Genomic DNA, 25,597 nt, shown 5'->3' on the forward strand with positions numbered 1-25,597 from the left:
AGGCGCGACCTTAACGGTCGATCTCGCCAAACACAATGTCCTGCGTGCCGATGATCGTGACCGCGTCGGCAATCATGTGACCGCGGCTCATTTCATCGAGGGCCTGCAAGTGGACGAAGCCCGGAGCACGGATCTTCATGCGGTAAGGCTTGTTACCACCGTCAGATACCAGATAAATGCCAAACTCGCCCTTGGGATGCTCCACACCGGCATACACTTCGCCAGTAGGCACGTGCATACCTTCGGAGAACAGTTTGAAATGGTGGATCAAATCCTCCATCCCGGTTTTCATGCGTTCGCGCGAGGGTGGCGCCACTTTGTGGTTATCCGTGATGACAGGGCCGGGATTGTTGCGCAGCCACTGGACACACTGACGGATGATGCGATTGCTCTCGCGCATTTCAGCGATACGAACCAGATAGCGGTCGTAAGAGTCACCGTTGCGACCCACGGGAATATCAAATTCGACGCGATCGTACACTTCATAGGGCTGCATCTTGCGCAGATCCCACTCCACGCCCGAACCACGCAGCATGGGGCCGGTAAAGCCCAGCGCCTTGGCACGATCGGGATCGACCACGCCCACACCCACCAGCCGCTGCTTCCAGATACGGTTATCCGTCAGCAGGGTCTCGTACTCGTCCACACAGGCTGGGAAGCGATTGGTGAAGTCCTCAATGAAGTCCAGCAGCGAACCCGAACGGGCTTCGTTCATGGCCTTCAATTCTTTGTCGGAACGGTACTTATTGGCCTTGTACTGAGGCATCGTGCCGGGCAAGTCGCGGTACACACCACCTGGACGGTAGTAAGCGGCGTGCAACCGAGCGCCAGAGACTGCTTCATAGCAGTCCATCAGATCTTCGCGTTCGCGGAAAGCGTACAGGAACACCGCCATCGCACCCACGTCCAGCGCATGCGAACCGACCGACATCAGGTGGTTCAGAATGCGGGTGATTTCGTCAAACATGACGCGGATGTACTGAGCGCGCAAAGGAACCTCTACGCCCACCAGACGTTCCACGGCCATGCAGTAGGCGTGTTCGTTAACCATCATGGACACGTAGTCCAGACGATCCATGTAAGGCAGGGTTTGCAGGAAAGTGCGGTGCTCGGCCAGCTTTTCGGTGGCGCGGTGCAGCAGACCAATATGGGGGTCGGCACGCTGAATAACTTCGCCGTCCAACTCGAGCACCAAGCGCAACACGCCGTGCGCAGCCGGGTGCTGAGGACCAAAGTTCAGGGTGTAGTTTTGAATTTCTGCCATGATGCTTATCGCCCAATTCCGTAATCATCCTCGCGCACCACTCGCGGCGTAATCTCACGCGGCTCAATGGTGACGGGCTGGTAAATGACCCGCTTCTGCTCGGTGTCATAGCGCATTTCGACGTAACCGGAGATGGGGAAGTCTTTGCGGAACGGGTGACCGATAAAACCATAGTCGGTCAGAATGCGACGCAGATCAGGGTGGTTCTCGAAAATAATGCCGTACAGGTCGAACGCCTCGCGCTCGAACCAGTTCACCGAAGGCCAGACCTCGAACAGGGTCGGCAATGTTGGAAAATCATCGTTGGGCACAAAGCAGCGCACACGCAGGCGCCAATTGTGCTTCAAGGACATCAGGTGCAGCACAACGGCAAAGCGATGAGGGAACTGACCCGCGGCCGCCTGAAAGGTAGGCGCTTTCCAGGCGGAGTAATCAATCCCGCACAGGTCAATACAGGTTTCAAAGCGCAAATCAGCATGGTCGCGCAGCAAGGTGCAGGTATCAACCCACGCATCAGCTGGCACTTCCAAAGTGAGCTCATTGCGCGCTTGCGTCAACGCAGCCTGCTCGCCCAGGATGGAGAGCAGGTTGGTTTTTAAAGTTTCTAGCCGTGTCATAGTCTTGTTTAGCCTGTTCTAACCGTTCAGCGTGCGATGGTATTGGTCAAGCGGATCTTGTTCTGCATTTGCAGCAAGCCGTAAACCAAGGCTTCAGCGGTCGGAGGACAGCCCGGCACATACACGTCCACCGGAACGATGCGATCACAACCGCGCACAACCGAATAGGAGTAGTGGTAGTAGCCGCCACCATTGGCACAGGAGCCCATGGATACGACCCAGCGTGGCTCGGCCATCTGGTCGTACACCTTGCGCAAGGCAGGCGCCATCTTGTTGCACAGGGTACCCGCCACAATCATCAAGTCAGACTGACGTGGGCTGGGACGGAAAATAATGCCAAATTGGTCCAGGTCATAACGAGCCGCACCAGCGTGCATCATTTCCACTGCACAACAGGCCAGACCAAATGTCATGGGCCACATAGACCCTGTTTTTGCCCAGTTCAGAAACTTGTCTGCACTGGTCGTCACAAAACCTTCTTTGAGAATGCCGTCGATAGCCATAGTAGTTGCCTTTTGCCGGATCAGAGCCAGGGAAGACCCGGCCTGTCCTGTTGCTGACCAAACCCGCTGTCATCAAGACGCATCCTCGTGCCCCTTATGCCCAGCAGCAGACGCGAAAACCCTCAGGCGGGTTCTCTGTGGATGGGTTACTCCCAGTCCAGAGCGCCTTTTTTCCATTCGTAGATAAAACCGACCGTCAAAACGGCCAGAAACGCCATAACGGTCCAGAAACCAACCAGGCCTACTGTTCCATTGGCCATGGCCCAGGGAAACAGAAAAGCGATTTCCAGATCGAACATGATGAACAGAATCGCGATCAGGTAGTAACGGATATCCACCTTCATGCGCGAATCGCCGAATGCTTCAAAACCGCATTCGTAAGGAGAGAGCTTTTCAGCATCGGGCCGGTTGGGACCGAGCACTCGACCGACCAAAAGTAGCGCCAGGCCAATCCCAGTGGCAACGATGATAAATAGCAAAACGGGAAAGTACTCTTGCAGGTTCATGCAAAGCATCCAATCGCAGTAAATAAACTCTTGGATTGTAGCATTTTGAGAGCACAGTTTTGGGGGATAACCCCAAAGCATTACATCTATGCGCGGGTGTTGCACCCACGCCGCAAAAACTGTCAGCTACCTGACCAAAAACCCTTCAACTATTGATTATTTATTCTATTAAGGGTTGCGATTTAAGATCATGATTACCCATCTTACTCCGTTTTGTAAGGAAAATGTCAGCAATTAGGCATTAGAAAACAAATTTTCCTTATTAATTTGTAAGCAAGAAGAACACAGCAGATGCCTGTCGGCCCCAAAAGCCCCACCCCAACACCCAGCACAAAATACACTCAAGTCCGATATAGCCCGACATGCACACCTGAAGCTTTCGGCCAGCCCAAAACCTGCCGTCTACGCATCTCCTTCCACACATTCAAGCTCGCAGCCGCAGCTCAAACCCACCGCAGCCGGCAACCGACTTCACCTGCGCGCACCCTCCTACAAACCAGCAATAAAAAAGCCATCCCGAAGGATGGCTTTTTTTACTTCTGCAGTTCAGGCAAGTCCTAAGACCTGCCCTTCGCAACGCGTAGACATGCTACGCGAAACGATTAGAACTGGTGACGCAGACCAACGCCGATCAGAGTCGACTTAGCATCAGGCATGAAGTACACGTTCTTGGCGTAGGAACCAATTGCGTACACGTTGGTGCGCTTGCTCAGTGGGTGGCTGTAACCCAGGCTGAAAGTGTGCTGTTTCTTCATTTCCCACGAAGCACCGCTGTTAGTGAAGGTATCTGGGGCCGTACGAGGATCAGCCATTGTCCAGGAACCCATCACAGTACCAGCACCCACTGGAGCGGACAAGCCGACCAGGTAGGAGTTAACTTTCAGACCTTTACCCAAGAAAGCTTGCTGATTCAGATCACCGAAAGTTTGACCTTCGAACAAGCCGTTACGTGTTTGACCGAAAGCCAAGTAAGCCTTGACCACTTCGAAGTCGTAGCTACCGCCGATGTTCCAGGACTTAACGGTCGTGTCTTCACCACCGCTGTAAGTGGCACCAACAACTTGACCGCCAACGGTAACTGGGTTCAGACCACGGTTACGAATTTGGTCGTAAGTCAGAGCAACACCGACTGGGCCGTTAGCGTAACGCAGACCGGTGGTGATAGCTTGCTTGTTGAAGTCCTTGGAGTTAGCAGTACCGCCACCAACCAATGGCAGATCCTTGTCCCACGACTGTTTGCCGTTACCGTTGAAGGAGTAGCCAACGCCGAACTGGAAGCCGGAGAAGTTAGGGGTTTGGTACATGACCATGTTGTCGTAACGAACGGTGTTAGCCGATGTGAAAGCAGCACCGATGTTAGCTTGGTCGAAACCACCGCCGAATGGATCGGCTACGCCTGGCAGGTATTTGGAGGCGATGTTAGTTTGACGACCGAAGTCCAGTTGACCCCAGCTGTCACCAGCCAGACCCAAAGTAGCCTGACGACCGAACAGACGGCCACCTTGAGCAGAGTTACCAGTACCCAGATCAAAGCCACTTTCCAGAACAAACACAGCGCGCAGGCCATCACCCAGATCTTCGGAACCCTTCAGACCCCAGCGGTTGCCGGACTGAATACCATTGATCAGACCAGTGCGCTTGGAGTTGATTTCTGCGCCTTGGCCGTTGCTTGCGTAGCCTTCAGTGCCTTTAACTTTTTGGTAACCGATACCAGCGTCCAGAATACCGTACAGGGTGACAGACGTTTCTGCGTGTGCGACGCCAGCGAAGCCGGCCATCAGAGCAGCAGCGAGCAGAGTCTTTTTCATGTAAGAAATCTCCGTAGATTTGAGTAAATCAGAGCAGCCCAACTACAACAGTGCTGCTGCTCTTTCTAACTCCGCGATGGGAAGTTAACGTTATTGCATCAAAATTCCCGTCGCTTGACTACGAAAGCCTTCGGAAACGTGAATCTTTGTGCACAGGCTGTTGGCTATACACAACAAAAACCTGTTTAAAGAGGCTTTCCTGGCTGCTTTGAGTGAAGGCGACAATTAGCAGGCTAAGCCGGAAATCATCTTAAGAACTTGCTTTAAGTCCTTACAGCAATGCATCGCCAATACTGGATTCTGACAAAATAGAGCCGACCCCGCCAGAAAGCGCAACCACCCACCCACGCCCCCATCACCTCCCCAGCAAAGCCTCCATCCAAGACATCGGGTTTTCAGCTTTTCCATAATGCGGGAATTTTTACGAGGGGCAGCCTGACCGCTATCAAGTGAGCCGGAAAAGCGGTCAGACGAGCCCCCATCACTCCACATTCCACACCCTCACCCGCACCGCACCGCACCGACAGCCTGGTGTCAAAAAAAGCAAAAAAAAACCTGTCCTTTTCAGGATCAGGTTTTATTTCAAAGCCGCACAAGCGCACAGCTTTTTGTTTGGTGCCGACGACGAGACTCGAACTCGTACAGCTTTCGCCACTACCCCCTCAAGATAGCGTGTCTACCAATTCCACCACGTCGGCAAGCAATCAAGACAGCGATATTAGCACGATAAAAGTGAGACTGTCAGCACAAAACAGCCTAAAACACTTAAAAAAGCCGGTACTGGGGCATATTTCACACAATCAGCCATAAACAACAAAGCCCGCCTTGAGGGCGGGCTTTGTCTGCTTACTTTTCAAACTGCCTTGTGATCTTTCAAGCCTCTTATATAGAGAGACCAAATGCTCACAAGCCAGTCGCATTTACTTGGCGGCAGGAGTCGCGGGTACTTCCTGACTTTCCGAAGCTGCTGGAGGCACAGCTGCCGGTACGGACGCTGCAGGCGCGGGCGCTGGAACTGACGCTGCCCCCGTTGGAGCCGCACCCGGCACAGAGGATTCGTAACCTTGCATCACACCTGCGTCTGCCTTTTGCGCAGGATGGTGAGCCACCCACGCCAAACCGCCAGTAGAAGCAAAAAAGACGATAGCCGCCCATTTAGTCATACGCGACAGGAAGTTGGCCGCACCCGCAGCGCCAAAAACGCTACCTGCGGAACCACCACCAAAAGCAGATCCCATATCTGCGCCCTTACCCTGCTGCAACAGAACCAGACCAATAATCAACAGCGAGGAGATAACCTGCACCGCCATCAGAACGGAAGACATCCAATCTTGCATTTAAAGACTCCAGACCCTTTAAGCGGCCACAATACGTAAAAATTCTTGCGCATCCAAAGATGCACCACCCACCAAGGCACCGTCAATATCCGGCATGGCAAATAGCTCAGCGGCGTTATCCGCCTTCACACTGCCACCATACAAAATGCGCACCTGATCCGATTCCATATAGGCACGAATCTGTTGGTGCATTTGCTGCGCTTGCTGTGGCGAAGCCGTCAGACCCGTGCCAATAGCCCACACGGGCTCATAAGCCAACACCAGACGAGACACGATCTGCGCGCCCAGCGCTTTAATCGGTTCGAGCTGGTCCTGTACCACGCAGACCTCCTGCCCCGCCTGGCGATCCGCTAACTGCTCACCAACACAGACTATCGGCGTCACGCCCGCATTCAAGGCAGCCAACACCTTGGCCGCAACCTGAGCACTACTTTCCTGATGATACTGCCGACGCTCAGAATGCCCGACAATGACCCAGCGGCAACCGATATCGGCCAGCATCGCTGCCGAAACTTCCCCGGTGTAAGCTCCCTTGGCATGAACACTCACATCCTGAGCACCGACAGCAATAGCCGATCCTTTCAGGATACTCACCGCCTGAGGCAAATACACGTAAGGAACGCATACAAGCACATCACACTCTGCCTGCATCTCAGGCCGAACAAGCAGTTCTTGCAGCAGACGGCTGTTGCCATCAAGCGAGCCATTTAATTTCCAATTGCCCGCAACCAGTCGTTTACGCGAAGAATGTACGCTCATTGCTCCCTTGATGCCAGTCAGAAAGTTACACCAACGCCTACAAATCAAGGCGCAGCTAACCGGCTATTGTAGCGCGAGCCAATCCTTTACGCGCATCTTTAGCTGAAAATTCCTTTGTTCAGCGCTAGAAAACGGGTGGCCGTGCCACCCTTTGCTGCTTTTAGGGAACAAGAATGATCTTGCCAACCTGCTCACCCGCCTCCATCATGGCGTGCGCCTCACTGGCTTTCTCCAGGGGGAAAGTAGCGTGAATCAACGGTCGTACCCGCCCGGCCTCGAGCAAAGGCCAGACATGCGTCCTCAGGGCCCGCGCCAACTGGGCCTTGAACGTAACGGGCCGAGAACGCAGGGTAGAGCCGGTAATCGTCAGGCGTCGGCGCAAAATCTCACCACAATTAATGGTCGCCTTCACGCCACCCAACATCGCAATAATGACGATGCGGCCATCGTCCGCCAAGCAAGCCAGATCGCGATTGATATAGTCACCGGCGACCATATCCAAAATCACATCCACGCCACGGCCTTCTGTTTTGCCTTTAATGACTTCTTCGTAAACCTGTGTTTTGTAGTTGATACCAATTCCGCCGAGACGATTGATGGCTTGCACACGCTCATCGCTGCCCGCCGTGGCATAAACCGTATGCCCTAGCGCCACAGCAAGCTGAATGGCGGTGGTTCCAATACCACTTGCTCCACCGTGAACCAGCAAGGTTTCGCCTGCGCTTAACTGCCCACGCTCAAATACATTGCTCCAGACTGTAAAAAAGGTCTCGGGCAAACCGGCCGCCTCCAGCACACTGAAGCCGGCGGGCACCGGCAAACACTGCTCTACCGGGACCACGCAGTACTCGGCATAGCCGCCACCGCTTACCAGCGCACACACCCGATCACCTATCTTGAACTCACTACCCTGCAGATCGCCGGCCACGATTTCGCCCGCTACTTCAAGCCCTGGAATATCAGAGGCTCCAGCAGGTGGCGGATAGGCGCCGGCACGTTGCAACACATCAGGCCGATTGACACCCGCCGCCAACACCTTGACCAATACCTCCCCGGCACCCGCCTGCGGCATCGGTCGCTCGCCAATTCGCAATACATCTGGTTTTCCAAACTCGGTAATTTCCACTGCTCGCATGCCTGCTCCCTGTGATATCTCTACTATTTGCTTATAGCGGCCCGGATAGAAAACACCATGCGGCCACCATACCTGCTGCAATCTATCATATGCGCCGCTACAGGTGCCCGGCTTCGTAGAGGAAAACCGATTATTTCCATGACGTTGGCGAATTTATACGTTACACTTTAAGGCTTTCCTGGCCGCGGTGCTTAAAGGCACTAGTATGCGTCCAGTAAAAGTGCGATTGATAGGAAGCGTGCCAGAGCGGTTGAATGGACCGGTCTTGAAAACCGGCGATGGGGTAACCCATCCGTGAGTTCGAATCTCACCGCTTCCGCCATCAACTCCCGCTGCATCCATGGCGGAATTGGTAGACGCAAGGGACTTAAAATCCCTCGATCCTTGATCGTGCCGGTTCGATTCCGGCTGGATGCACCATATATTCTCGATAGTGGCGGATATCTTCGCCCGCGATAAAAGCATCCGTTTTTATTCGCTCATGGTCTCTGTCCAGTCATAAAAACCCCGCCCTAAAGCGGGTTTTTTTATGTCGACTCCCGGCCGAAAGCCAAGCCTGCGATGCAGGCACTTAGCAGGCACTACTTCAAGCAGCAGCCGCTCACCCCCAATGTCCTCCCCTGCCCGCATCGTACACACCAAGGCTGGCCCTTGCTAAGCCCCATGCAACACAGGCACAACAAAAAGCAGGGATGCCACCAGCCCCCCCCCCACTAACTGCTACTGCTACTGCATCAATAGTGTAGTCACCCAGACTTCCGGCACTGCACAGCACGTACTGCCTTTATTCTGTCTTACAGATTGGCTGGGCACAAAAAACCCGCCTTTAAGCGGGTTTTTCTTTCATCAAACAGCAGACGCTATCAAGAAGCAGCAGGAGCAGCCGGGCCGCCTTGAGCTTCAATGCCACCAATAGCCTTGATCGACAGACGCAGACGACCTTTCTCATCAGCCTCAATGATCTTGACCTTCACAATCTGGCCGACTTTCAGTACGTCATTGATATTGGCAATACGGTAGTTGGCAATCTCAGAGATATGCAGCAAACCGTCACGACCTGGCAGAACCTGAACGATCGCACCAAAATCCAGCAAGCGCATCACTGGGCCTTCGTATTCCTGACCCACTTCAACTTCAGCCGTCAGTTCTTTGATACGACGCTCCGCTTCGCGAGCCTTGTCCAGATCAGCGCTGGCGATGGTAATCGTACCGTCGTCCGAAATATCAATCTGCGTGCCCGTCTCTTCGGTCAGAGCGCGGATGGTGGCACCACCCTTACCAATCACGTCACGAATCTTCTCGGGGTTGATCTTCACGGTCAACATGCGAGGAGCAAATTCAGACATCTCGGTACGGGAACCGTCGATGGACTCTTTCATCTTGCCCAGGATGTGCATACGGCCTTCATGGGCCTGAGCCAATGCAACCTGCATGATTTCCTTGGTAATGCCCTGGATCTTGATGTCCATCTGCAAAGCAGTAATACCTTTCTCGGTACCGGCTACCTTGAAGTCCATATCACCCAGGTGATCCTCGTCGCCCAGAATGTCGGTCAGTACGGCAAACTTGTTGCCTTCCTTGATCAGACCCATGGCCACACCCGCCACGTGATCTTGCACCGGAACACCCGCATCCATCATGGACAGAGAGCCACCGCACACGGACGCCATAGAAGACGAACCGTTGGATTCGGTGATCTCGGACACCACGCGGATGGAGTACTGGAAATCCTCAGCTGCTGGCAGCAAAGGGGTCAGAGCACGTTTGGCCAGACGACCGTGACCAATCTCACGACGCTTGGGGGCACCGAAACGGCCGGCTTCGCCGGTAGCGAAAGGAGGCATGTTGTAGTGCATCATGAAGCGATCGCGGTACTCACCCATGATCGAGTCAATAATTTGCTCATCTTGCTTGGTGCCCAGCGTCGTCACCACCAAAGCCTGGGTTTCGCCACGCGTAAACAAGGCGCTACCGTGAGCACGAGGCAATACGCCCAAACGGATGCTGATAGGACGAACAGTGCGGGTATCGCGACCGTCAATACGGGACTCGCCACTCAAGATGCGCGAGCGCACAATCTTGCTTTCCAGATCAAACAGCATGTTTTCAACAGCCACCATGTCAGGCTGTTCCTGACCGTTAGCCTCTGCTTGAGCCAGAACGGTTTCTTTGGCGTGGGCGTATACCGCGCGAAGCTGCTCCGTGCGAGCCTGTTTTTCACGCGTTTGATACGCTTGCTTCAAACCTTCCTCGGCAGCGGCGCTAACCGAAGCCAATAGGCTTTCGTTGACAGCAGCCGGCTGCCAATCCCACTCGGGCTTACCTGCTTCCTCAACCAACTCATGAATGCAGTTGATGGCAGCTTGCATTTGCTCATGAGCAAACACCACACCGCCCAGCATGACTTCCTCAGACAATTGCTTGGCTTCGGACTCAACCATCAAGACAGCTTGTTCGGTACCGGCAACCACCAGATCCAGATCCGAAGACTTCAGCTGAGTGGCCGATGGATTCAGCACATACTGACCATCGATGTAACCAACGCGCGCCGCGCCCACCGGACCATTGAAAGGAATACCCGAGATGGCCAGAGCAGCGGACGCGCCAATCATGGCAGCGATGTCTGGGTCAATTTCAGGGTTGACCGATACGGTGTGAATGATGACCTGAACTTCGTTGTAGAAGCCCTCGGGGAAAAGAGGACGCAAGGGGCGATCGATCAGGCGGGAGATCAGGATCTCGCGCTCGGACTGACGACCTTCACGCTTGAAAAAACCACCGGGAATTTTGCCGGCAGAGTAGGTTTTTTCAACGTAATCCACGGTCAAAGGAAAAAAGTCCTGACCGGCTTTCGCTTTGCTGGCGCCCACAACGGTGGCCAGCACAACAGTATCTTCGATGGAAACCAGCACGGCACCTGACGCCTGACGTGCGATTTCTCCGGTTTCCAGCACAACGGTGTGCTCACCGTACTGGAAAGACTTGGTGACTTTATTGAACATTAGGAGAATCCTTACAATAAAAAAACCGTGCACACAGCGAAACCAGTTCGCCGAATGCACGGTTGTTTAGCGGGGAGCCAGCCCCGGTATCACTTACGCAGACCGAGTTTTTCGATCAAAGCACGGTAAGCGTCTGGATTACGACCTTTCAGGTAATCCAGCAATTTGCGACGACGGCTAACCATGCGCAACAGACCACGACGGGAGTGGTGATCTTTGTTGTGAGCCTTGAAGTGGCCGGTCAATTCGTTGATGCGAGCGGTCAGCAAAGCCACTTGCACTTCTGGGGAGCCTGTATCGCCTTGTTTACGCTGAAACTCGGAAACGATATCGACTTTTTTGATATCTGCAACTGCCATTTTATATAGCCTCTAAGACTTGCGTTAGGACCGAGGTGCCCTAACGTGTTGAAAATGAAATTGAGTACACCGGCCCAACGAGCCCGTGCAAGCAAACGATTATAACGAAAAACCAGGATCAGCGTTAAGCATTTCGCCTTGCGCCTCCACTGAAGCCAACAACTTTAGTTGTTTCCACGCCGAAGTCGCGCCAAGGCACGGGCACGACGCCAACGCCAGGCCATCACAAACCATCCCGACAGCCCGTACAGGCAGAACAGACCAAACAGAAAGACGGGCGGATCGGTCGACACAAATACAAAGACCAGCACAAACAGCAACATGCCCCAAAATGGAACGCTGCGGCTGATGGCAAAGGACTTGCCGCTATAAAACGGCGCATTGGATACCATGGCCAGGCCGGCGTAAATAGTCAGACCAAAGGCTACCCAGGGGATCACATTGACTTGCAGCGACAATTTATTGTCCACGGCCAGCCAGACAAAACCGGCTACCAGCGCGGCGGCGGCCGGACTGGGTAAACCTTGAAAGAAACGCTTGTCGACCACTTCAATATTGGTGTTGAAACGAGCCAGACGCAAGGCGCCACCCGCCACATAGATAAAGGCGGCCAACCATCCCCAGCGTCCCAAGCCCTGCATGGCCCAAACATACATGACCAGCGCAGGAGCCGCACCAAAAGAGATCATGTCTGCCATGGAGTCATACTGCTCGCCAAAAGCAGACTGCGTATTGGTCAGCCGAGCAACCCGCCCATCCATCCCATCGAACACCAAGGCCAGGAAAATGGCGATGGCCGCCGCTTCAAAGCGACCGTTCATCGCTTGCACAACGGCATAAAAGCCCGCAAACAAATTGGCGGTGGTAAAGGCGTTGGGCAAAAGATAGATGCTACGCCGACGACGGGTTTCATCATTGAGCAAATTGGGCATAATTTATGCTTTAAGAGTTGTTGCTAAAGACTGAACACTCGAATGTAGCATTGTCCACAAGGCTACAGAGCGCAAATAGTTCAAGCAAATATAAGCCAGGACAAGCAAAAAAGACCGAGAGGCCTGCGACCAGGGCGTTCGCGAAGAACGAGTAGATTTTATCGAACTCGCTTGCGCAGCATGCTGACAAGGACGCGATGCTCACAGCAAGAGCACTGCATTTTATCGCGCAGTCATCAATACAGCCACAAGACAAGGACACAACGCGGGTATGCCTCCTTTGGCCTGGGCAGCCGCGCTGCGCGCCCAACGCGTCCTGCAATAAAAAAACCGGCTGACGCCGCGAGACATCAGCCGGTTCAGGTTCAAGACCAGAGCAGACTAGGCGCCTGCCCCGATATCAAACTTAGTTCTTGGACTTATCGACCAATTTGTTGGCCGCAATCCAAGGCATCATGGAGCGCAGCTTGCTACCCACTTGCTCAATCTGCGATTCGGCATTGATACGACGACGCGAGATCAAGGTAGGAGCGCCAGCGGCGTTTTCCAGGATGAAGTTCTTGGCATAAACGCCGGTCTGGATGTCTTCCAGGCACTTGCGCATAGCCTTGCGGGTTTCTTCGGTAACAATCTTCGGACCGGTCTCGTACTCGCCGTATTCAGCGTTGTTGGAGATCGAGTAGTTCATGTTGGCGATACCGCCTTCGTAGATCAGGTCCACGATCAGCTTGAGCTCGTGCAAGCACTCGAAGTAAGCCATTTCAGGCGCGTAACCCGCTTCTACCAGCGTATCGAAGCCTGCTTTGATCAGCTCAACCGCACCGCCGCACAGAACAGCCTGTTCACCGAACAAGTCGGTTTCGGTTTCTTCGCGGAAGTTGGTTTCGATGATACCGGCACGACCACCGCCGTTAGCCGATGCGTAGGACAGAGCCACGTCGCGAGCAGCGCCGGTCTTGTCCTGGTAAACAGCGATCAGGTGAGGAACGCCGCCGCCTTGGCTGTAGGTGCCACGAACCGTGTGACCAGGAGCCTTGGGAGCAATCATGATGACGTCGATATCGTCACGGGGCACAACCTGGCCGTAGTGAACGTTAAAGCCGTGAGCAAATGCCAGAGCGGCGCCAGGCTTGATGTTCTCGGCAACCTGGTTGCGGTAAACCTCAGCAATGTTTTCGTCGGGCAACAAAATCATGACGACGTCAGCGCTCTTGACGGCTTCGGCCACTTCCTGAACTTTCAGGCCAGCGTTCTCGGCTTTGCTCCAGGAAGCGCCGCCTTTGCGCAGACCCACAACCACATTCACGCCGGACTCGTGCAGGTTCAGGGCGTGGGCGTGGCCTTGCGAACCGTAGCCGATGATGGCAACGGTCTTGCCTTTGATCAGGGAAAGATCACAATCCTTGTCATAGAAAACTTTCATTTCAGGTGCTCCAAATTTAATAATTTCGCTTAAACAGCAATTCGAGAATGGCCGCTCATGCAGCAGCGGCACAAAAAGGACCTTGACTCATTACTTCCAGGACGGGGACACCGGCGTCTACACAGCACCAGACTGTGCATACCCTTTATAAGGCGCTGCCGTGAACGGCAGCCCCTTGAATAAAAGCGGTCATTCTGTCCTGAAAGAGCCTTGGCTTACAGCTTTAAGACACGCTCGCCACGGCTGACACCAGAGACTCCGGTGCGCACTGTTTCAAGAATGGCCGTGCGATCCAGCGCATTAATGAAAGCAGCAATTTTGTCTTGAACACCGGTCAGTTCGATGGTGTATGTCTTGTCCGTCACATCGATGATGCGGCCACGGAAAATATCCGCCATGCGCTTCATCTCTTCACGTTCCTTGCCGACAGCCCGCACCTTGATGAGCATCAGTTCACGCTCGATGTGAGGGCCTTCGGACAGATCCACCACCTTGACCACGTCAACCAGACGGTTCAAGTGCTTGGTGATCTGCTCGATGACGTCGTCCGCCCCTCGCGTCACGATGGTCATGCGAGACAGGGTGTCGTCCTCGGTAGGAGCAACCGTCAAGGTCTCGATGTTATAGCCACGAGCCGAAAACAGGCCAACCACACGGGACAGTGCGCCGGGCTCGTTTTCCAGAAGGATAGAAATGACGTGTTTCATGATTCTCTCCTTACAGATCGTCAGGGCCCAAGAGCATTTCTGTCAGGCCACGGCCTGCTTTCACCATCGGGAACACGTTTTCGGTTTGGTCCGTGATGAAGTTCAGAAATACCAGGCGGTCTTTGTGCGTGGTGAAGGCTTCGCGAATAGCGGGGACCACATCGGCTGGCTTGTCGATTTCCAGACCCACGTGACCGTAGCTTTCCACCAGTTTGACAAAGTCAGGCAATGCATCCACGTAGGACTCGGAATAGCGCGAGCCGTAATCGATCTGTTGCCACTGGCGCACCATGCCCAGATAACGATTGTTCAGACAAAGAATCTTGGGACTCAAGCGGTACTGTTTACACGTAGACAGTTCCTGGATATTCATCTGGATGGAGCCTTCACCGGTGATGACGGCAACATCCTGGCCTGGATTGGCCATCTGCACACCCATTGCGTAAGGCAAGCCCACGCCCATCGTGCCCAGGCCACCGGAATTGATCCAGCGACGAGGCTTATTGAATTTGTAGTACTGCGCCGCCCACATCTGGTGCTGACCCACATCGGAAGTCACGAATGCGTTGCCGCCCGTCACTTCCCACAGGGATTCCACCACAAATTGCGGCTTGATCAGTTCGTCCGACTTGGCGTAGGCCAGCGAGTTCTTGCCCCGCCAGACATTGATCTGCTTCCACCAGTCGTTCAGGGAAGGCTGGTGCTGCGATTCCTGACGGCTTTGCGCATACAGCTCATTGAACTCGGTCAGCACGTCTTTGACACAGCCCACAATCGGCACATCCACTTTCACGCGCTTGGAGATCACGGAAGGATCAATATCGATATGAATGATCTTGCGCGGATTCTGACCGAAATGACGGGTATTGCCGATCACGCGGTCATCAAACCGCGCACCGACAGCGACCAGCACGTCGCAATGCTGCATGGTCATGTTGGCTTCATAGGTACCGTGCATGCCGGGCATGCCGATGTACTGGTCGGCCGTGCCGGGATAGGCACCCAGACCCATCAAGGTGGTGGTGCAGGGTGCGCCACTGAGCTTGACCAGGTCATTGAGTTCGCTTTCTGCATTACCCAGCACCACGCCACCACCCACGTAGATCAGCGGGCGCTCGGCGCTGTTGAGAATCTGGACAGCCTTTTTGATTTGCCCCTGATGGCCCTTGATCACCGGCGCATAGGAGCGCATCTTGACCTCGCCACGCTTGGGCGTGTATTTGCACGTTGCGGTCGTAATATCTTTGGGGATATCAATCAGCACGGGGCCTGGACGGCCGGTAGTGGCAATAAAGAATGCCTTGCGAATGGTATCGGCCAGATCACGGACATCGCGCACCAGAAAGTTGTGCTTGACACAGGGACGGGTAATGCCAATGGCATCACATTCCTGGAAAGCATCTTCGCCAATGGCCTGCGTGCTGACCTGACCACTGATGATGACCATCGGAATGGAATCCAGGTACGCGGTCGCAATACCGGTCACGGCGTTGGTGACGCCCGGGCCACTGGTTACCAGTGCCACGCCAACTTTCTGGGACGAACGGGAATAGGCATCCGCAGCATGAACAGCGGCCTGCTCATGACGCACAAGAATGTGCTGGAAGCGGTCCTGCTTGAAGATTGCGTCGTAAATATAGAGAACGGCACCACCCGGGTATCCGAAAACGTGTTCTACGCCTTCGTCCGCGAGCGTGCGCACAACAATATCTGCGCCATTTAATTCAGACATGAGTTTTCCTTTCAGTCTTGCTCTGCAATATCGATCGACCACGACGGTCCGAGCTTGAACCGATGTCAGCAACATGATCTGGCGCTTCATGGTCCACAGGACCACACCACCCAGACACATTACCGTCCGGCCTGCACTCTTCGACACCCAGTGCGTGCACACAAAAACGTATGCGTTAGCTTGAAACGGAAGTCCTGGCATCCCACGCTTGTGACGCGGCCAGCAACAAAGTTTTTAGGCGCAAAAAACCGGGCGGATGGCCCGGTTAACAGTGCCTCGCTACAATTTGCTCGGATACGGAGCAAAAACACCTGGTTACTTTACCTTGCCTGCACAAAGCGAGCAACTGTGATTGTTGGTAAAGTGCAAAAAAACAGGCTTAAAGCGGGCATACGTAAAACGATATACTGTCTACCTATGACGAGCTGTCCGGGTATTTTATGGCATCGCCCATTCCACAATTAAAACAATTCCTGTATAGCCACTACTTTTTCGGTGGACTGCGCCAGTCCATCGGGGTACTGCTGCCGGTCATTATTTTGGGCCGGTTTTTTGGTCACTATGACATCGGGGTCATTGCGTCCATGGGCGCGACCTGCGTTGCCATCATTGACCAGCCCGGCGGCCCGCGCCGCTACCGCAACAATGAAATGCTCGGCGGTATTGCCTTGGGCACGGTCACCGTGGGCCTGACCGGCTTAGCCTCCAGTTCCCCTTTGCTGCTGGTGCTGTGCGTCCCCTTGCTCTGCTTTCTGTACAGCATGTTTTCTGTCTTTGGTCGCCGCGGCGGGCTGATCGGTTTTGCTGCCCTGCTGCTGATGACCTTGACGATGCGCTTTCCCATGCAGCCTCATGAAGTGCTGGCGCACACCCTTTACTCGTTTGCCGGCGGCCTGTCCTATTATCTGTTCAGCACGCTGTTTCGACGCTTGTTCTGGTATCGGGAAGAACGTCAGACTCTGGCTGTTGCACTGTTTGCCACCGCTGAGTACATGGAAGCCCGATCACAGTTCTATGACTCCAGCTCGGATCTGGACGCTTGCTATCGGCGGCTGATCAACCTTCAATCCAATATGACCGAAAAGCATCAGGCGGCCCGCGATGTGGTACTGCGCGAACTGCCACGCGGTCATGGGCGGGGAGATCATCACCGCAAGGCGTTGCTGACCATCTTTCTGAACATGGTCAGCATTCTGGACTCGCTGGTTGCCACTTACACCGACTACACCGTCCTGCGCCGCCAGCTTTCCGACAGCGATTTTATGGTTTTTGCGCGTGACGGCTTGCACAAGCTGTCGCTGGATATTGGCCGCATCGCCATGAATGTTTCACGCAGCGCTCGCACAACCCGTCGCTCCAGCGTCAAAGCGGAAATCCGCGCCATGGAATACGAGCTGGAGAAATACAAACGTCAGGGCATGTCTCAATCCGACCCCGAAACGTATGCCCTGTTAGTCCAGGTGCTGCGCCGCATGCGCAACCTGAACCGGATCGTCGACAGCATGGCCAGCCTGTCACACAGAGCCAGCCAGAATCTTCCGGTCGACCAGTACCTGAACAAATCACTCAGCCGCATGCTGTCGCGCGAAGAACTGCGTCTGGGCATGCTGACCAGTAATCTCAAGCTGAAGTCCTCGCACTTCCGCTATGCAGCACGCGTCAGCATCGCCTCCATCGTGGCCCTGGGAATTGGTGCACTTAGCGCTCACTTCCAAAGCGAACTGGGCCTGGTCAGTGCCCTGACCGCTCACAGTTACTGGATCATCCTGACAATTCTGGTGATCATGAAACCGGGCTTTGCCATCACCCGTCAACGTAATGGCTGGCGGCTGTTTGGCACGATACTGGGCTGTGCGGCGGCCTTTCTGCTGCTCAAGCTCACCGATAACCGTGAGCTGTATCTGATTGCCATGTTGCTGGCCTATCTGCTTGGCAACAGTCTGGTTCAATTGAACTTCTTGTTATCCGCCCTGTTCAATACCATTTTTGTCATTCTGTCCTTCCAGTTCCTGTCTACAGGCGGCTCTTTCATTATTGGAGAGCGCCTGGTCGATACGCTGATCGGTTGCGGCATTGCCATGGCGGCCAGTTATTTGCTCCCGAACTGGGAATCCACGGCTATGACGGGCCTGGCACGCGCAGCCTTGGCCGCCAATAAAGAGTTCTGGCGGGCCAGTCTGGAGTTCGCTCGCCTGAGTCGTCTGCACAACCAGAACCTCAGAAATGATAAAGCGGGCGAACCCACGATGACAGAGGCTCAGAAAGCTCAGGTGGATCTGGATTTGATGGAAGCCGACACCGCCTGGCAGGTGGCGAACAAGAACGTGCACATTGCCTTTAGCAACTTTGCCTCGGCCTTCTATCGCATGATGGACGAACCTGTCAGCCGACAAGCCAATGTGTCCCTGCTGAACAATCTGCTGATTCAGAACCATGTGCTGGCCTCGCAGATCAGTGCCGCAGCCCCGCTTCTGGCTAATTTGAGCCAGATTCCGCCAGGCATCCAAAACGCTCTGGATGCGATTGGTGCACTCATCAACGATCAGGATGCAGACCCGCCCGCCTCCATCGAAACGGAAGGCGAACTGGCCATGCTAGCCTACCCAATCCGTCAAATGAGCAAGGCAGCCCAGTTGATTCGCCAGGATATGAGAGGGCTGGAATACAGTGCTGGCCCACAGCTGCCACCCGAGCGCAAGCAGGAGCTGAACCAGCAAGGAGCTTGATGACCATGCCCCGCTTACCTAAGGAACTCACTGTCAGAGCCGAATAAACAAAAGCATAGGGCGCGAAGCCCTCATCTGGTCGCAGCACTAAAAAGAAAAAGGCAAGGCGCAATACATGGCCTTGCCTTTCCTTTTCATCTCTGCAACACCGCTGATCCGCTAACGTGCTGCCCCTAGGGCGCAAGCCATAAATCTACCTGCGCATCAAGCCTTGGCGTCCTGCTCGGAGCGACGAAACACCAGCTTGTCCTCGCTGGAGAGCTCAGGCTGGAACACATAGCCTTCACGATCAAAGGCCTTCAAAGCCTCTACCGTTTGAACACGATTATCAATCACAAAGCGGGCCATCAAACCACGCGCTTTCTTGGCATAAAAACTGATGATCTTCCAGACGCCATTCTTCTCGTCCTGGAAAACACACTGCACCACGCGAGCTCGCAGGGATTTTTGATCCACCGCCTTGAAATACTCTTCCGACGCAAGGTTCAAGACAACAGGATCAGCATCACCTTCCTGACGCTCGTTCAGATAATTGGCAATACGGCTTCCCCAATAAGCGTACAAATTCGCACCACCGGGATTCTTCAAACGAGTGCCCATTTCCAAACGATAGGGCCGCATCAAGTCCAAAGGACGCAAGGCTCCATAAAGCCCACTCAAGATCACGATGTGATCCTGAGCCCACTTGAGTTCCTTGTCCGACAAATCCGTGGCAGCCAAGCCCTCATACACATCGCCGTTAAACGCCAAAATAGCCTGTCGTGCGTTGGAGCGGTCAAACTTGGGCTCCCACTCCTGATAGCGCTGAACGTTCAGGCGTGCCAGATCGTCACTCAGCTTCATCAGGCCCGCTATATCCTCTTCGGACTGAGTGCGCAAAATATCAATCAAGCCTTGCGCCTGCTCCACAAACAAGGGTTGGGTTTCCAGCTGTGTACGTACAGGAGAATCGTAATCCAGCTTCTTGGCTGGCGAGAGCAATAACAACATGCGCCTATATCCTTTCTAACCAAACAGATAAAGGGAGCCCCCTTTATCTGCCATGAACAAAAAACGCGCTGACCGCGATTAGCGCGCCGTCCAGCCACCATCCAGGCTGAGCGTCGTCCCCGTCATCTGATCTGCAGCAGCCGAACACAGGAACACCGCCGCCCCACCCAATTGCTCGGGCGTCACAAACTGCAGGGAAGGCTGTTTCTCTGCTAGCAACTCGCGAGCAGCGGCTTCAATATCCAAGCCTTTTTGCTGACTGATGGCCTCAATCTGCTTTTCCACCAGCGGTGTGCGGACCCACCCGGGACAAATCGCATTGCACGTAATGCCCTTGCCGGCATTTTCCAGCGCCGTCACTTTGGTCAGCCCAACAACGCCATGCTTGGCCGCCACATACGCCGACTTATTCACCGAGGCCACCAAACCATGGGCCGAAGCGATATTGATGATACGTCCCCACCCCTGCTTTTGCATGATGGGCAAGGCAGCGGCCGTACCATGAAAGACAGCAGACAGGTTCAGCGCAATAATGGCGTTCCATTTGTCGACAGGAAAGTCCTCAATGGTTGCTGTGTACTGGATGCCAGCGTTATTGACCAGAATATCCAGGCCACCCAGGGCTTGCGCGGCCTTGGCAACAAAGTCACGTGTCGCCTGGGCGTCACTCAGGTCCGCATTCAGATAATAGGCGTGGATGCCGAATCTGGACTCCAGAGAACTGCGCTCGCGCTCGATATCTTCAGGCTGACCAAAACCGTTGATCACCACATCCGCACCTGCTTTTGCCAATTCGGTGGCCATGGCCAGACCAATACCACTGGTCGATCCCGTTACGATCGCTTTTTTACCTTTCAGCATAGATACCTCGTGAGTATGGACAACAGAGAACTGAAACCTCAAGTGTACTCGCCGCTCTGCATGGCCGGACAAGACGTCAGGAGAGTTTTGTCCGAGCTGAGCGCCCACCCCGCGGGGCGACAGATAGCCCCGTAACACCGGAGTAATCTGTGCTCACGTGGGCATCGACACAGGTCATGTCTGCCCAATCGGAACTGAGAACCCGCGTTTCGGCAGGCAATTGCCCGTCAGACAGCCATACGTTTCCCACTTTAACGCCGCAACATGACAGGCAACTGGCCAACAAAACCGACAAGGCAAATAGAAAACAAAAAAGCCCTTGAATAATCAAGGGCTTTTAAAATTCTAAGTGGCGGACAGGGTGGGATTCGAACCCACGGTACGCTTGCACGTACGCCTGATTTCGAGTCTTGCCATACATCACCCCAAGTAAACAAACCCCTTATTTATCAACACCATCCGGTGCTATCTATTTCTACCTTGATATGATTTACCTTGTTTTTGTGCCTCATATAGTCACAAAAAAGTCACAGCCACGATAAATAGAGTTCATTAGAGCGAGCTACACCCCATCATTACATAACACGCTAAAATACTGTAATTAAATACAGCAACTCAAGAGTCGTCAGATAGAAAAATCAGTATGCTTATCACTTCATTCCTTGACTAATAGATTGAGACCATACACTCAATCCTTCATCACCTAGCAACATCGGTAATCGCACCTTATGTATTACCGGTTGCACCTCTTTGCTCTGTAGTTAGAATACAGGGCTATGTTATGTGCTCCCGTCTAAGGTTCCTACAACAACAAAGGCAATTAACGATTAATGAAACAGAGTCTCCCCGTCGCCTGCGTCGATTTGTTCTGCGGAGCTGGCGGCCTTACGCATGGCCTACAGCAAAAGGGTATCCAAGTCAAAGCTGGTGTAGATGTCGACGATGCCTGTCGCTTCGCTTACGAAGCCAATAACAACGGTGCGATCTTTCTTAATCGCGACGTGGAATCCCTCACGGCAGAAGAGCTGGCCAGCTATCTTGATCAAGAGGACTACAGCCTCCTTGCCGGCTGCGCTCCTTGTCAACCTTTTTCCACGTATGCCAAGGGTAAAGACACCACACAAGATGCAAAGTGGAAATTACTCCGCTCATTTGGCAACTTAGTACGTAGGGTACAACCCGATTTAGTCACCATGGAGAATGTGCCTCAATTACCAAAGCATGCAATTTTCGATGAGTTTCTACAAGCCTTTGACGGATATCACACTTGGTTCGAAGTGGTAGAGTGCAAGGACTACGGTGTTCCACAGCGCCGCCGGCGCTTAGTATTCCTGGCATCGAAGCTAGGACCAATCTCACTCATCCCCCCGACACATGAGAATCATATTTCCGTTGCTGACACGATAGGAGACTTACCAAAAATCCAGGCAGGCGAGACGTCCAAGAGTGACCCACTGCATGCAGCGGCAGGACTAACGGAAATTAACTTGAAACGGATTCGTCAATCAAAGCCCGGCGGCTCATGGGAAGATTGGGAGGAGCCCCTGGTAGCACAATGCCATCGCCGTGACTCAGGCAAAAGCTTTCGCTCCGTCTACGGACGTATGCGATGGGAGGATCCGGCTCCAACGATGACTACAATGTGCTACGGCTTCGGTAATGGTCGCTTCGGGCACCCCGCGCAAGATCGAGCCATCAGCTTGCGAGAGGCAGCTCTATTACAGACCTTCCCGAAGACGTATCAGTTCATGCCAAAGAACGAAAGTGCGAACTTCAGCGTGATCGGTCGTCTAATCGGAAATGCAGTGCCCGTACGGTTGGGTGAAGTAATTGCAATCAGTATCGCTAACCATCTTGAGAGAAGACAAAGTCAAGAGGTATACAAACAAGGAAAATAGCGAAATGGGTATTCGCCTTCCTTCCCCAACCGGATTACCTGTCCCAGCGCCGGGAATGAAGTGAGTGTTCAGGCCGTAAACATCACACATATAAATAGCCTAAAAATAGTTCGATATGCAGCCCTACAACGAGCCTTTATCCTTATGGGTCATATAACGAACCACCACTCCAAACACTGTATGCTTTTAACCTGCAGAAAGAGGCCAAACGTTCTGCAGGTTAATATGCACGACATAGGGGATTATGTAATATGCCGGATGATATCCTCAATGCTGGAGACATCTGGTGATTTATCAATGTACTCCTGATACGCCTTCCTTGCATTCATGATCATCCCCTTATAAGTGAAGGCTTGCATATCGTAATGACGCAGGTCCTCCAGAGCATCCCCGTCTGGGGTTTTAGGCAGCTCTTCGGTCACGAAATAGACGTCAATTGGGGGAAGTCTTCCGTTGTATCCAGCAAGATCGGGATGCTTCCTCAAGTACTCAGTAATACCCGCCTTATACTTCTTTCCTTGCCTGATAAGATCATGTACGTCAACGGCCTTCAAACCCGGACGTTTAAGTTCGACGATGACGTGCCTGCCACTTGACGTACGGTAAGCAATATCAAGCCGAGCACCCGTTTCCGTGTCTGGTGAGACTGCCTTAAGCTCCTTGGTCAGAGTCTGCTCCATGACCTTACTCTCACCAACCGGCCCCCAAGTTGGATCCAGCAGCCAGAGGTGCTCAAACAAATAGCTCTGAGCAATCTTTTCCAATACACCAGGTTCCACAATCTCTCTTTCAAATTTCTCAATAACTTGCAGACGAGAGCGTGTAATTTCGTGATAGTGGCTAGCCTCGATATCTCCAATGGTATGGAATATCTTCTGAAATTCGATGGACATAACATCATGGACATGCTCAAGGCGATCAAGTTGTTTCCGAATCCGCAATTTCTCGAACCCAACAATCGCACTTCGCACGAGATCACGCTTAATAGCGTTGTTCTTTACATCATCATTAGAATGTTCAGTAGTCAAGATTGGTGTGATCAACTTCTTAGCCAATCTCACATCGCGGGGATCGCCAAGTGACTCATACCATGTTTCCAATGCGAGCTTGGTTTGCGCATCGTCACTTTCGACATTCTGTTGACGACGCCACTCATCCCATTGGTCAGCAACTTGAGCAAGCACCTCCTTTAGCCAGTTCCTGACTGCAGACACAAGAGGGTCTCCAGTCTTAACCGCCTCACGGTTTGCTGTCGCCCTATCAACTCCATCAGAGTCAAGGAAATCGGCATGAATTTCTCCAACAAGGTAGCTATTGAAGATCTTCGCATTACCGATATCCTTTAACATGTCCTCTTGAAAAACGCGACCATTAGCGAAGAGAGAAATCTGATTAATATTGTCATCCGTTTTCTTCAATTGCTTAGGCTTCGCTACTGTAGCTATAAAACCGCGAAGCCTATAAACCTGGCTCTCATGAACCACTACGTCACTAAGCCGAGCAATACACTTTTCACCATTCTCATCACTTGCTAAAGATGTCGCTAAAAGCTGTTGTTCTTTGCGTGTCTCGTCGTCAAGATCCCACCAAAACTGAAGGTCGCTATGATATCCACGATCCCGCGTCGTAACTTCTGAGCCATTAATACAAACCTTAAACTTATACCGATCGCCCACAACGCTAAATCGGCGTGCAATGCGCGGACGCAAAAATGCCTCTGTCTTGTCTGTACCGGCGTTAAGGTCAGATAATACAATTCGAGTACCGCTGTTGGCACCCCATTGATACCCTTCAATGACGGGCTCTAATGTATACCCAACGTTTTGGCTAATCTTTTCTTTAAGCTTACTCACCAATACTGCGCCCGCTACCTCTTGGCTACTCTTCATCTTCGACCAAATGTCGATCCTGTTAGCAAGCGAAAACATAGCCAGCTTGCCAATCCCCTTACGCCCCATCACCGGACGACCGTGCTTAGGACTCCGGGCCCCTCCCGGCTGCTCCCGGCGGGCATAACCAACTTTTAAGAAACGCCCCTGCAACTCTGTAGCCCCCATGCCATGACCATCATCATGAACAATAATTTTCCCATCTTCTATCGTGATATTAACCAACTCAGCATCGGCATCCCAAGCATTAGCTACGATTTCAGTTACAACCGCAGGGGTACTACTATAGAGACCAATTCCCAAATGATTAAGGACGTTTAGATCGACCTCAAGTTGAAACTCAATATTATTTCCCCCTTCAACTACGGCATTCATTCAGTCCCCTCCCATGTCAATTCAGCTGTACAACTAAAAAATAAATTATCATTAATTAAGAGTCGCAGCATAGCTGATATCCAGGTTTTCGGGCTACCCATATAAATAGCCCAAGCAGTAGTTCCGGCAAGCGATCTAGGAGCGCTGGGCACTATTTTGCCAAGTTGATCAGCCCCTGGGCTTCGAGCTCGAACGCTCCTACTTTGAAAGAGTTATGTTGGCGTTACGTATCTTGAACGCAACGTAAAGGTAATATTTATGACTGTTGAACTAAGTACCTTCCTGGGCCCCCTCCAGAGCTTACTGGATTGGCACATAAAAAACAGACAGTACCGCAATGCGCAAACAGACGATGCTTTGGGCGCAATAAATGAAGCTCTTATCGCAAGCATAAGATATTCAGAAGAGCAGAGTGTGTCTCAAACTCCGGATCGAGAACGAGAATTTGAGCTTTCTGCGCTTTGGGCAAATGCTGCTACCAAAGCGCGTCACGCAAGCAGAGATTTATCAATGCGTTTGCAAGATAAGTCCCTCTATTGGAGTGGGACTATTAAGTGGCCTCGCGAGGAGATTCTTCTGAAGCGCATTGACTTTGAAGCGGTTCATCATGAAATCAAGCTTCTTCTTCGCTCCTGACCCATCGTTGAGACGGATCGCCTCCGTTCTTTTTCCGACACAGCCGTGCCCACGTCTCAGCCTCAGTTTCCACATAACGCAGCACTCTGATCGGCGTGGCGTTGATCTCGGCGTCTGAGCGCCACTGGAACGGACGCT

General features: G+C 53.0%; 20 protein-coding genes and 4 tRNA genes. 5 read left to right on the forward strand and 19 right to left on the reverse strand.

The features are described from left to right. Positions 1-10: 10 nt before the first annotated feature. The 9 genes from ACOZ42_RS11785 to ACOZ42_RS11825 form a co-directional block, all read right to left on the reverse strand. Positions 11-1,264 (reverse strand): NADH-quinone oxidoreductase subunit D, encoded by a 1,254-nt coding sequence (locus ACOZ42_RS11785; protein ID WP_003801056.1) that lies wholly within the window; start codon positions 1,262-1,264, stop codon positions 11-13. A gap of 5 nt (positions 1,265-1,269) precedes the next feature. Then, complete coding sequence (locus ACOZ42_RS11790; protein ID WP_426345148.1) at positions 1,270-1,881, reverse strand: NADH-quinone oxidoreductase subunit C; 612 nt, start codon at positions 1,879-1,881, stop codon at positions 1,270-1,272. Between the two features lie 26 nt (positions 1,882-1,907). Then, complete coding sequence (locus ACOZ42_RS11795; RefSeq protein WP_003801059.1) at positions 1,908-2,384, reverse strand: NuoB/complex I 20 kDa subunit family protein; 477 nt, start codon at positions 2,382-2,384, stop codon at positions 1,908-1,910. Between the two features lie 146 nt (positions 2,385-2,530). Further along, on the reverse strand, positions 2,531-2,890 hold the full coding sequence (locus ACOZ42_RS11800; RefSeq protein WP_003801061.1) for an NADH-quinone oxidoreductase subunit A: 360 nt from the start codon (positions 2,888-2,890) through the stop codon (positions 2,531-2,533). 602 nt (positions 2,891-3,492) lie between these two features. Next, the gene (locus ACOZ42_RS11805) at positions 3,493-4,698 is read right to left on the reverse strand and encodes a porin (protein ID WP_426345149.1); all 1,206 of its coding nucleotides are present in this window, start codon (positions 4,696-4,698) and stop codon (positions 3,493-3,495) included. Between the two features lie 613 nt (positions 4,699-5,311). Continuing rightward, positions 5,312-5,396: transfer RNA gene (locus ACOZ42_RS11810), tRNA-Leu, on the reverse strand. Between the two features lie 222 nt (positions 5,397-5,618). Continuing rightward, positions 5,619-6,035 (reverse strand): preprotein translocase subunit SecG, encoded by a 417-nt coding sequence (secG, locus tag ACOZ42_RS11815; RefSeq protein ID WP_003801063.1) that lies wholly within the window; start codon positions 6,033-6,035, stop codon positions 5,619-5,621. Between the two features lie 18 nt (positions 6,036-6,053). Continuing rightward, the gene (tpiA, locus tag ACOZ42_RS11820; RefSeq protein WP_426345150.1) at positions 6,054-6,794 is read right to left on the reverse strand and encodes a triose-phosphate isomerase; all 741 of its coding nucleotides are present in this window, start codon (positions 6,792-6,794) and stop codon (positions 6,054-6,056) included. 160 nt (positions 6,795-6,954) lie between these two features. Further along, positions 6,955-7,929 (reverse strand): NAD(P)H-quinone oxidoreductase, encoded by a 975-nt coding sequence (locus ACOZ42_RS11825; protein WP_426345151.1) that lies wholly within the window; start codon positions 7,927-7,929, stop codon positions 6,955-6,957. Positions 7,930-8,161: 232 nt separating this feature from the next. Between ACOZ42_RS11825 and ACOZ42_RS11830 the strand changes: the two genes are divergently transcribed. Together ACOZ42_RS11830 and ACOZ42_RS11835 are read left to right on the forward strand one after the other, a co-directional pair. Further along, positions 8,162-8,251: transfer RNA gene (locus tag ACOZ42_RS11830), tRNA-Ser, on the forward strand. 12 nt (positions 8,252-8,263) lie between these two features. After that, positions 8,264-8,349, forward strand: a tRNA-Leu gene (locus tag ACOZ42_RS11835). A gap of 443 nt (positions 8,350-8,792) precedes the next feature. Here the strand turns inward: ACOZ42_RS11835 and pnp are convergent. The 6 genes from pnp to ilvB form a co-directional block, all read right to left on the reverse strand. Beyond that, the gene (gene pnp, locus ACOZ42_RS11840; RefSeq protein ID WP_003801066.1) at positions 8,793-10,931 is read right to left on the reverse strand and encodes a polyribonucleotide nucleotidyltransferase; all 2,139 of its coding nucleotides are present in this window, start codon (positions 10,929-10,931) and stop codon (positions 8,793-8,795) included. A gap of 89 nt (positions 10,932-11,020) precedes the next feature. Beyond that, positions 11,021-11,290: a 30S ribosomal protein S15 gene (rpsO, locus tag ACOZ42_RS11845; protein WP_003801068.1), complete on the reverse strand. Its 270-nt coding sequence runs from the start codon at positions 11,288-11,290 to the stop codon at positions 11,021-11,023. Positions 11,291-11,454: 164 nt separating this feature from the next. Next, positions 11,455-12,222 carry a CDP-diacylglycerol--serine O-phosphatidyltransferase gene (gene pssA, locus ACOZ42_RS11850; protein WP_003801070.1) on the reverse strand — a complete coding sequence of 256 codons (768 nt, stop codon included), beginning with the start codon at positions 12,220-12,222 and terminating at the stop codon, positions 11,455-11,457. Positions 12,223-12,628: 406 nt separating this feature from the next. Beyond that, complete coding sequence (ilvC, locus tag ACOZ42_RS11855) at positions 12,629-13,645, reverse strand: ketol-acid reductoisomerase (RefSeq protein WP_003801073.1); 1,017 nt, start codon at positions 13,643-13,645, stop codon at positions 12,629-12,631. A gap of 215 nt (positions 13,646-13,860) precedes the next feature. Beyond that, a complete protein-coding gene (gene ilvN, locus ACOZ42_RS11860; protein ID WP_003801075.1) occupies positions 13,861-14,352 on the reverse strand; it encodes an acetolactate synthase small subunit in 492 nt (163 codons plus the stop codon). Positions 14,353-14,362: 10 nt separating this feature from the next. Next, positions 14,363-16,084, reverse strand: coding sequence for a biosynthetic-type acetolactate synthase large subunit (gene ilvB, locus ACOZ42_RS11865; RefSeq protein WP_426345152.1), 1,722 nt, complete (start codon positions 16,082-16,084; stop codon positions 14,363-14,365). Between the two features lie 440 nt (positions 16,085-16,524). Here ilvB and ACOZ42_RS11870 point away from each other — a divergent pair, with 440 nt between their 5' ends. After that, entirely contained in the window at positions 16,525-18,810 is a 2,286-nt protein-coding gene (locus tag ACOZ42_RS11870) for an FUSC family membrane protein (protein WP_426345153.1), read from the forward strand. 204 nt (positions 18,811-19,014) lie between these two features. Here the strand turns inward: ACOZ42_RS11870 and yaaA are convergent, their stop codons facing one another. From yaaA to ACOZ42_RS11885, 3 genes are all read right to left on the reverse strand, one after another. Further along, on the reverse strand, positions 19,015-19,800 hold the full coding sequence (gene yaaA, locus ACOZ42_RS11875; RefSeq protein ID WP_003801081.1) for a peroxide stress protein YaaA: 786 nt from the start codon (positions 19,798-19,800) through the stop codon (positions 19,015-19,017). A 78-nt stretch (positions 19,801-19,878) separates the two neighbouring features. Beyond that, positions 19,879-20,661, reverse strand: a complete 783-nt coding sequence (locus ACOZ42_RS11880; RefSeq protein WP_426345154.1) for a 3-hydroxybutyrate dehydrogenase — start codon at positions 20,659-20,661, stop codon at positions 19,879-19,881. Positions 20,662-21,011: 350 nt separating this feature from the next. Next, positions 21,012-21,088 (reverse strand) — tRNA-OTHER (locus tag ACOZ42_RS11885). A 403-nt stretch (positions 21,089-21,491) separates the two neighbouring features. Here ACOZ42_RS11885 and ACOZ42_RS11890 point away from each other — a divergent pair. Beyond that, on the forward strand, positions 21,492-22,559 hold the full coding sequence (locus ACOZ42_RS11890; RefSeq protein WP_426345155.1) for a DNA cytosine methyltransferase: 1,068 nt from the start codon (positions 21,492-21,494) through the stop codon (positions 22,557-22,559). Between the two features lie 242 nt (positions 22,560-22,801). On the opposite strand, the gene ACOZ42_RS11895 is transcribed toward ACOZ42_RS11890, so the two are convergent. Then, positions 22,802-24,823 carry a BbrUII/HgiDII family restriction enzyme gene (locus tag ACOZ42_RS11895; RefSeq protein WP_426345156.1) on the reverse strand — a complete coding sequence of 674 codons (2,022 nt, stop codon included), beginning with the start codon at positions 24,821-24,823 and terminating at the stop codon, positions 22,802-22,804. A 258-nt stretch (positions 24,824-25,081) separates the two neighbouring features. On the opposite strand from ACOZ42_RS11895, the gene ACOZ42_RS11900 reads away from it, so the two are divergent. Then, entirely contained in the window at positions 25,082-25,459 is a 378-nt protein-coding gene (locus tag ACOZ42_RS11900; protein WP_426345157.1) for a hypothetical protein, read from the forward strand. Positions 25,460-25,597 lie beyond the last annotated feature (138 nt).

It is taken from the genome of Alcaligenes sp. HNGD-HTN06 (genome assembly GCF_049932565.1).
Taxonomy (GTDB): domain Bacteria; phylum Pseudomonadota; class Gammaproteobacteria; order Burkholderiales; family Burkholderiaceae_B; genus Alcaligenes; species Alcaligenes ammonioxydans.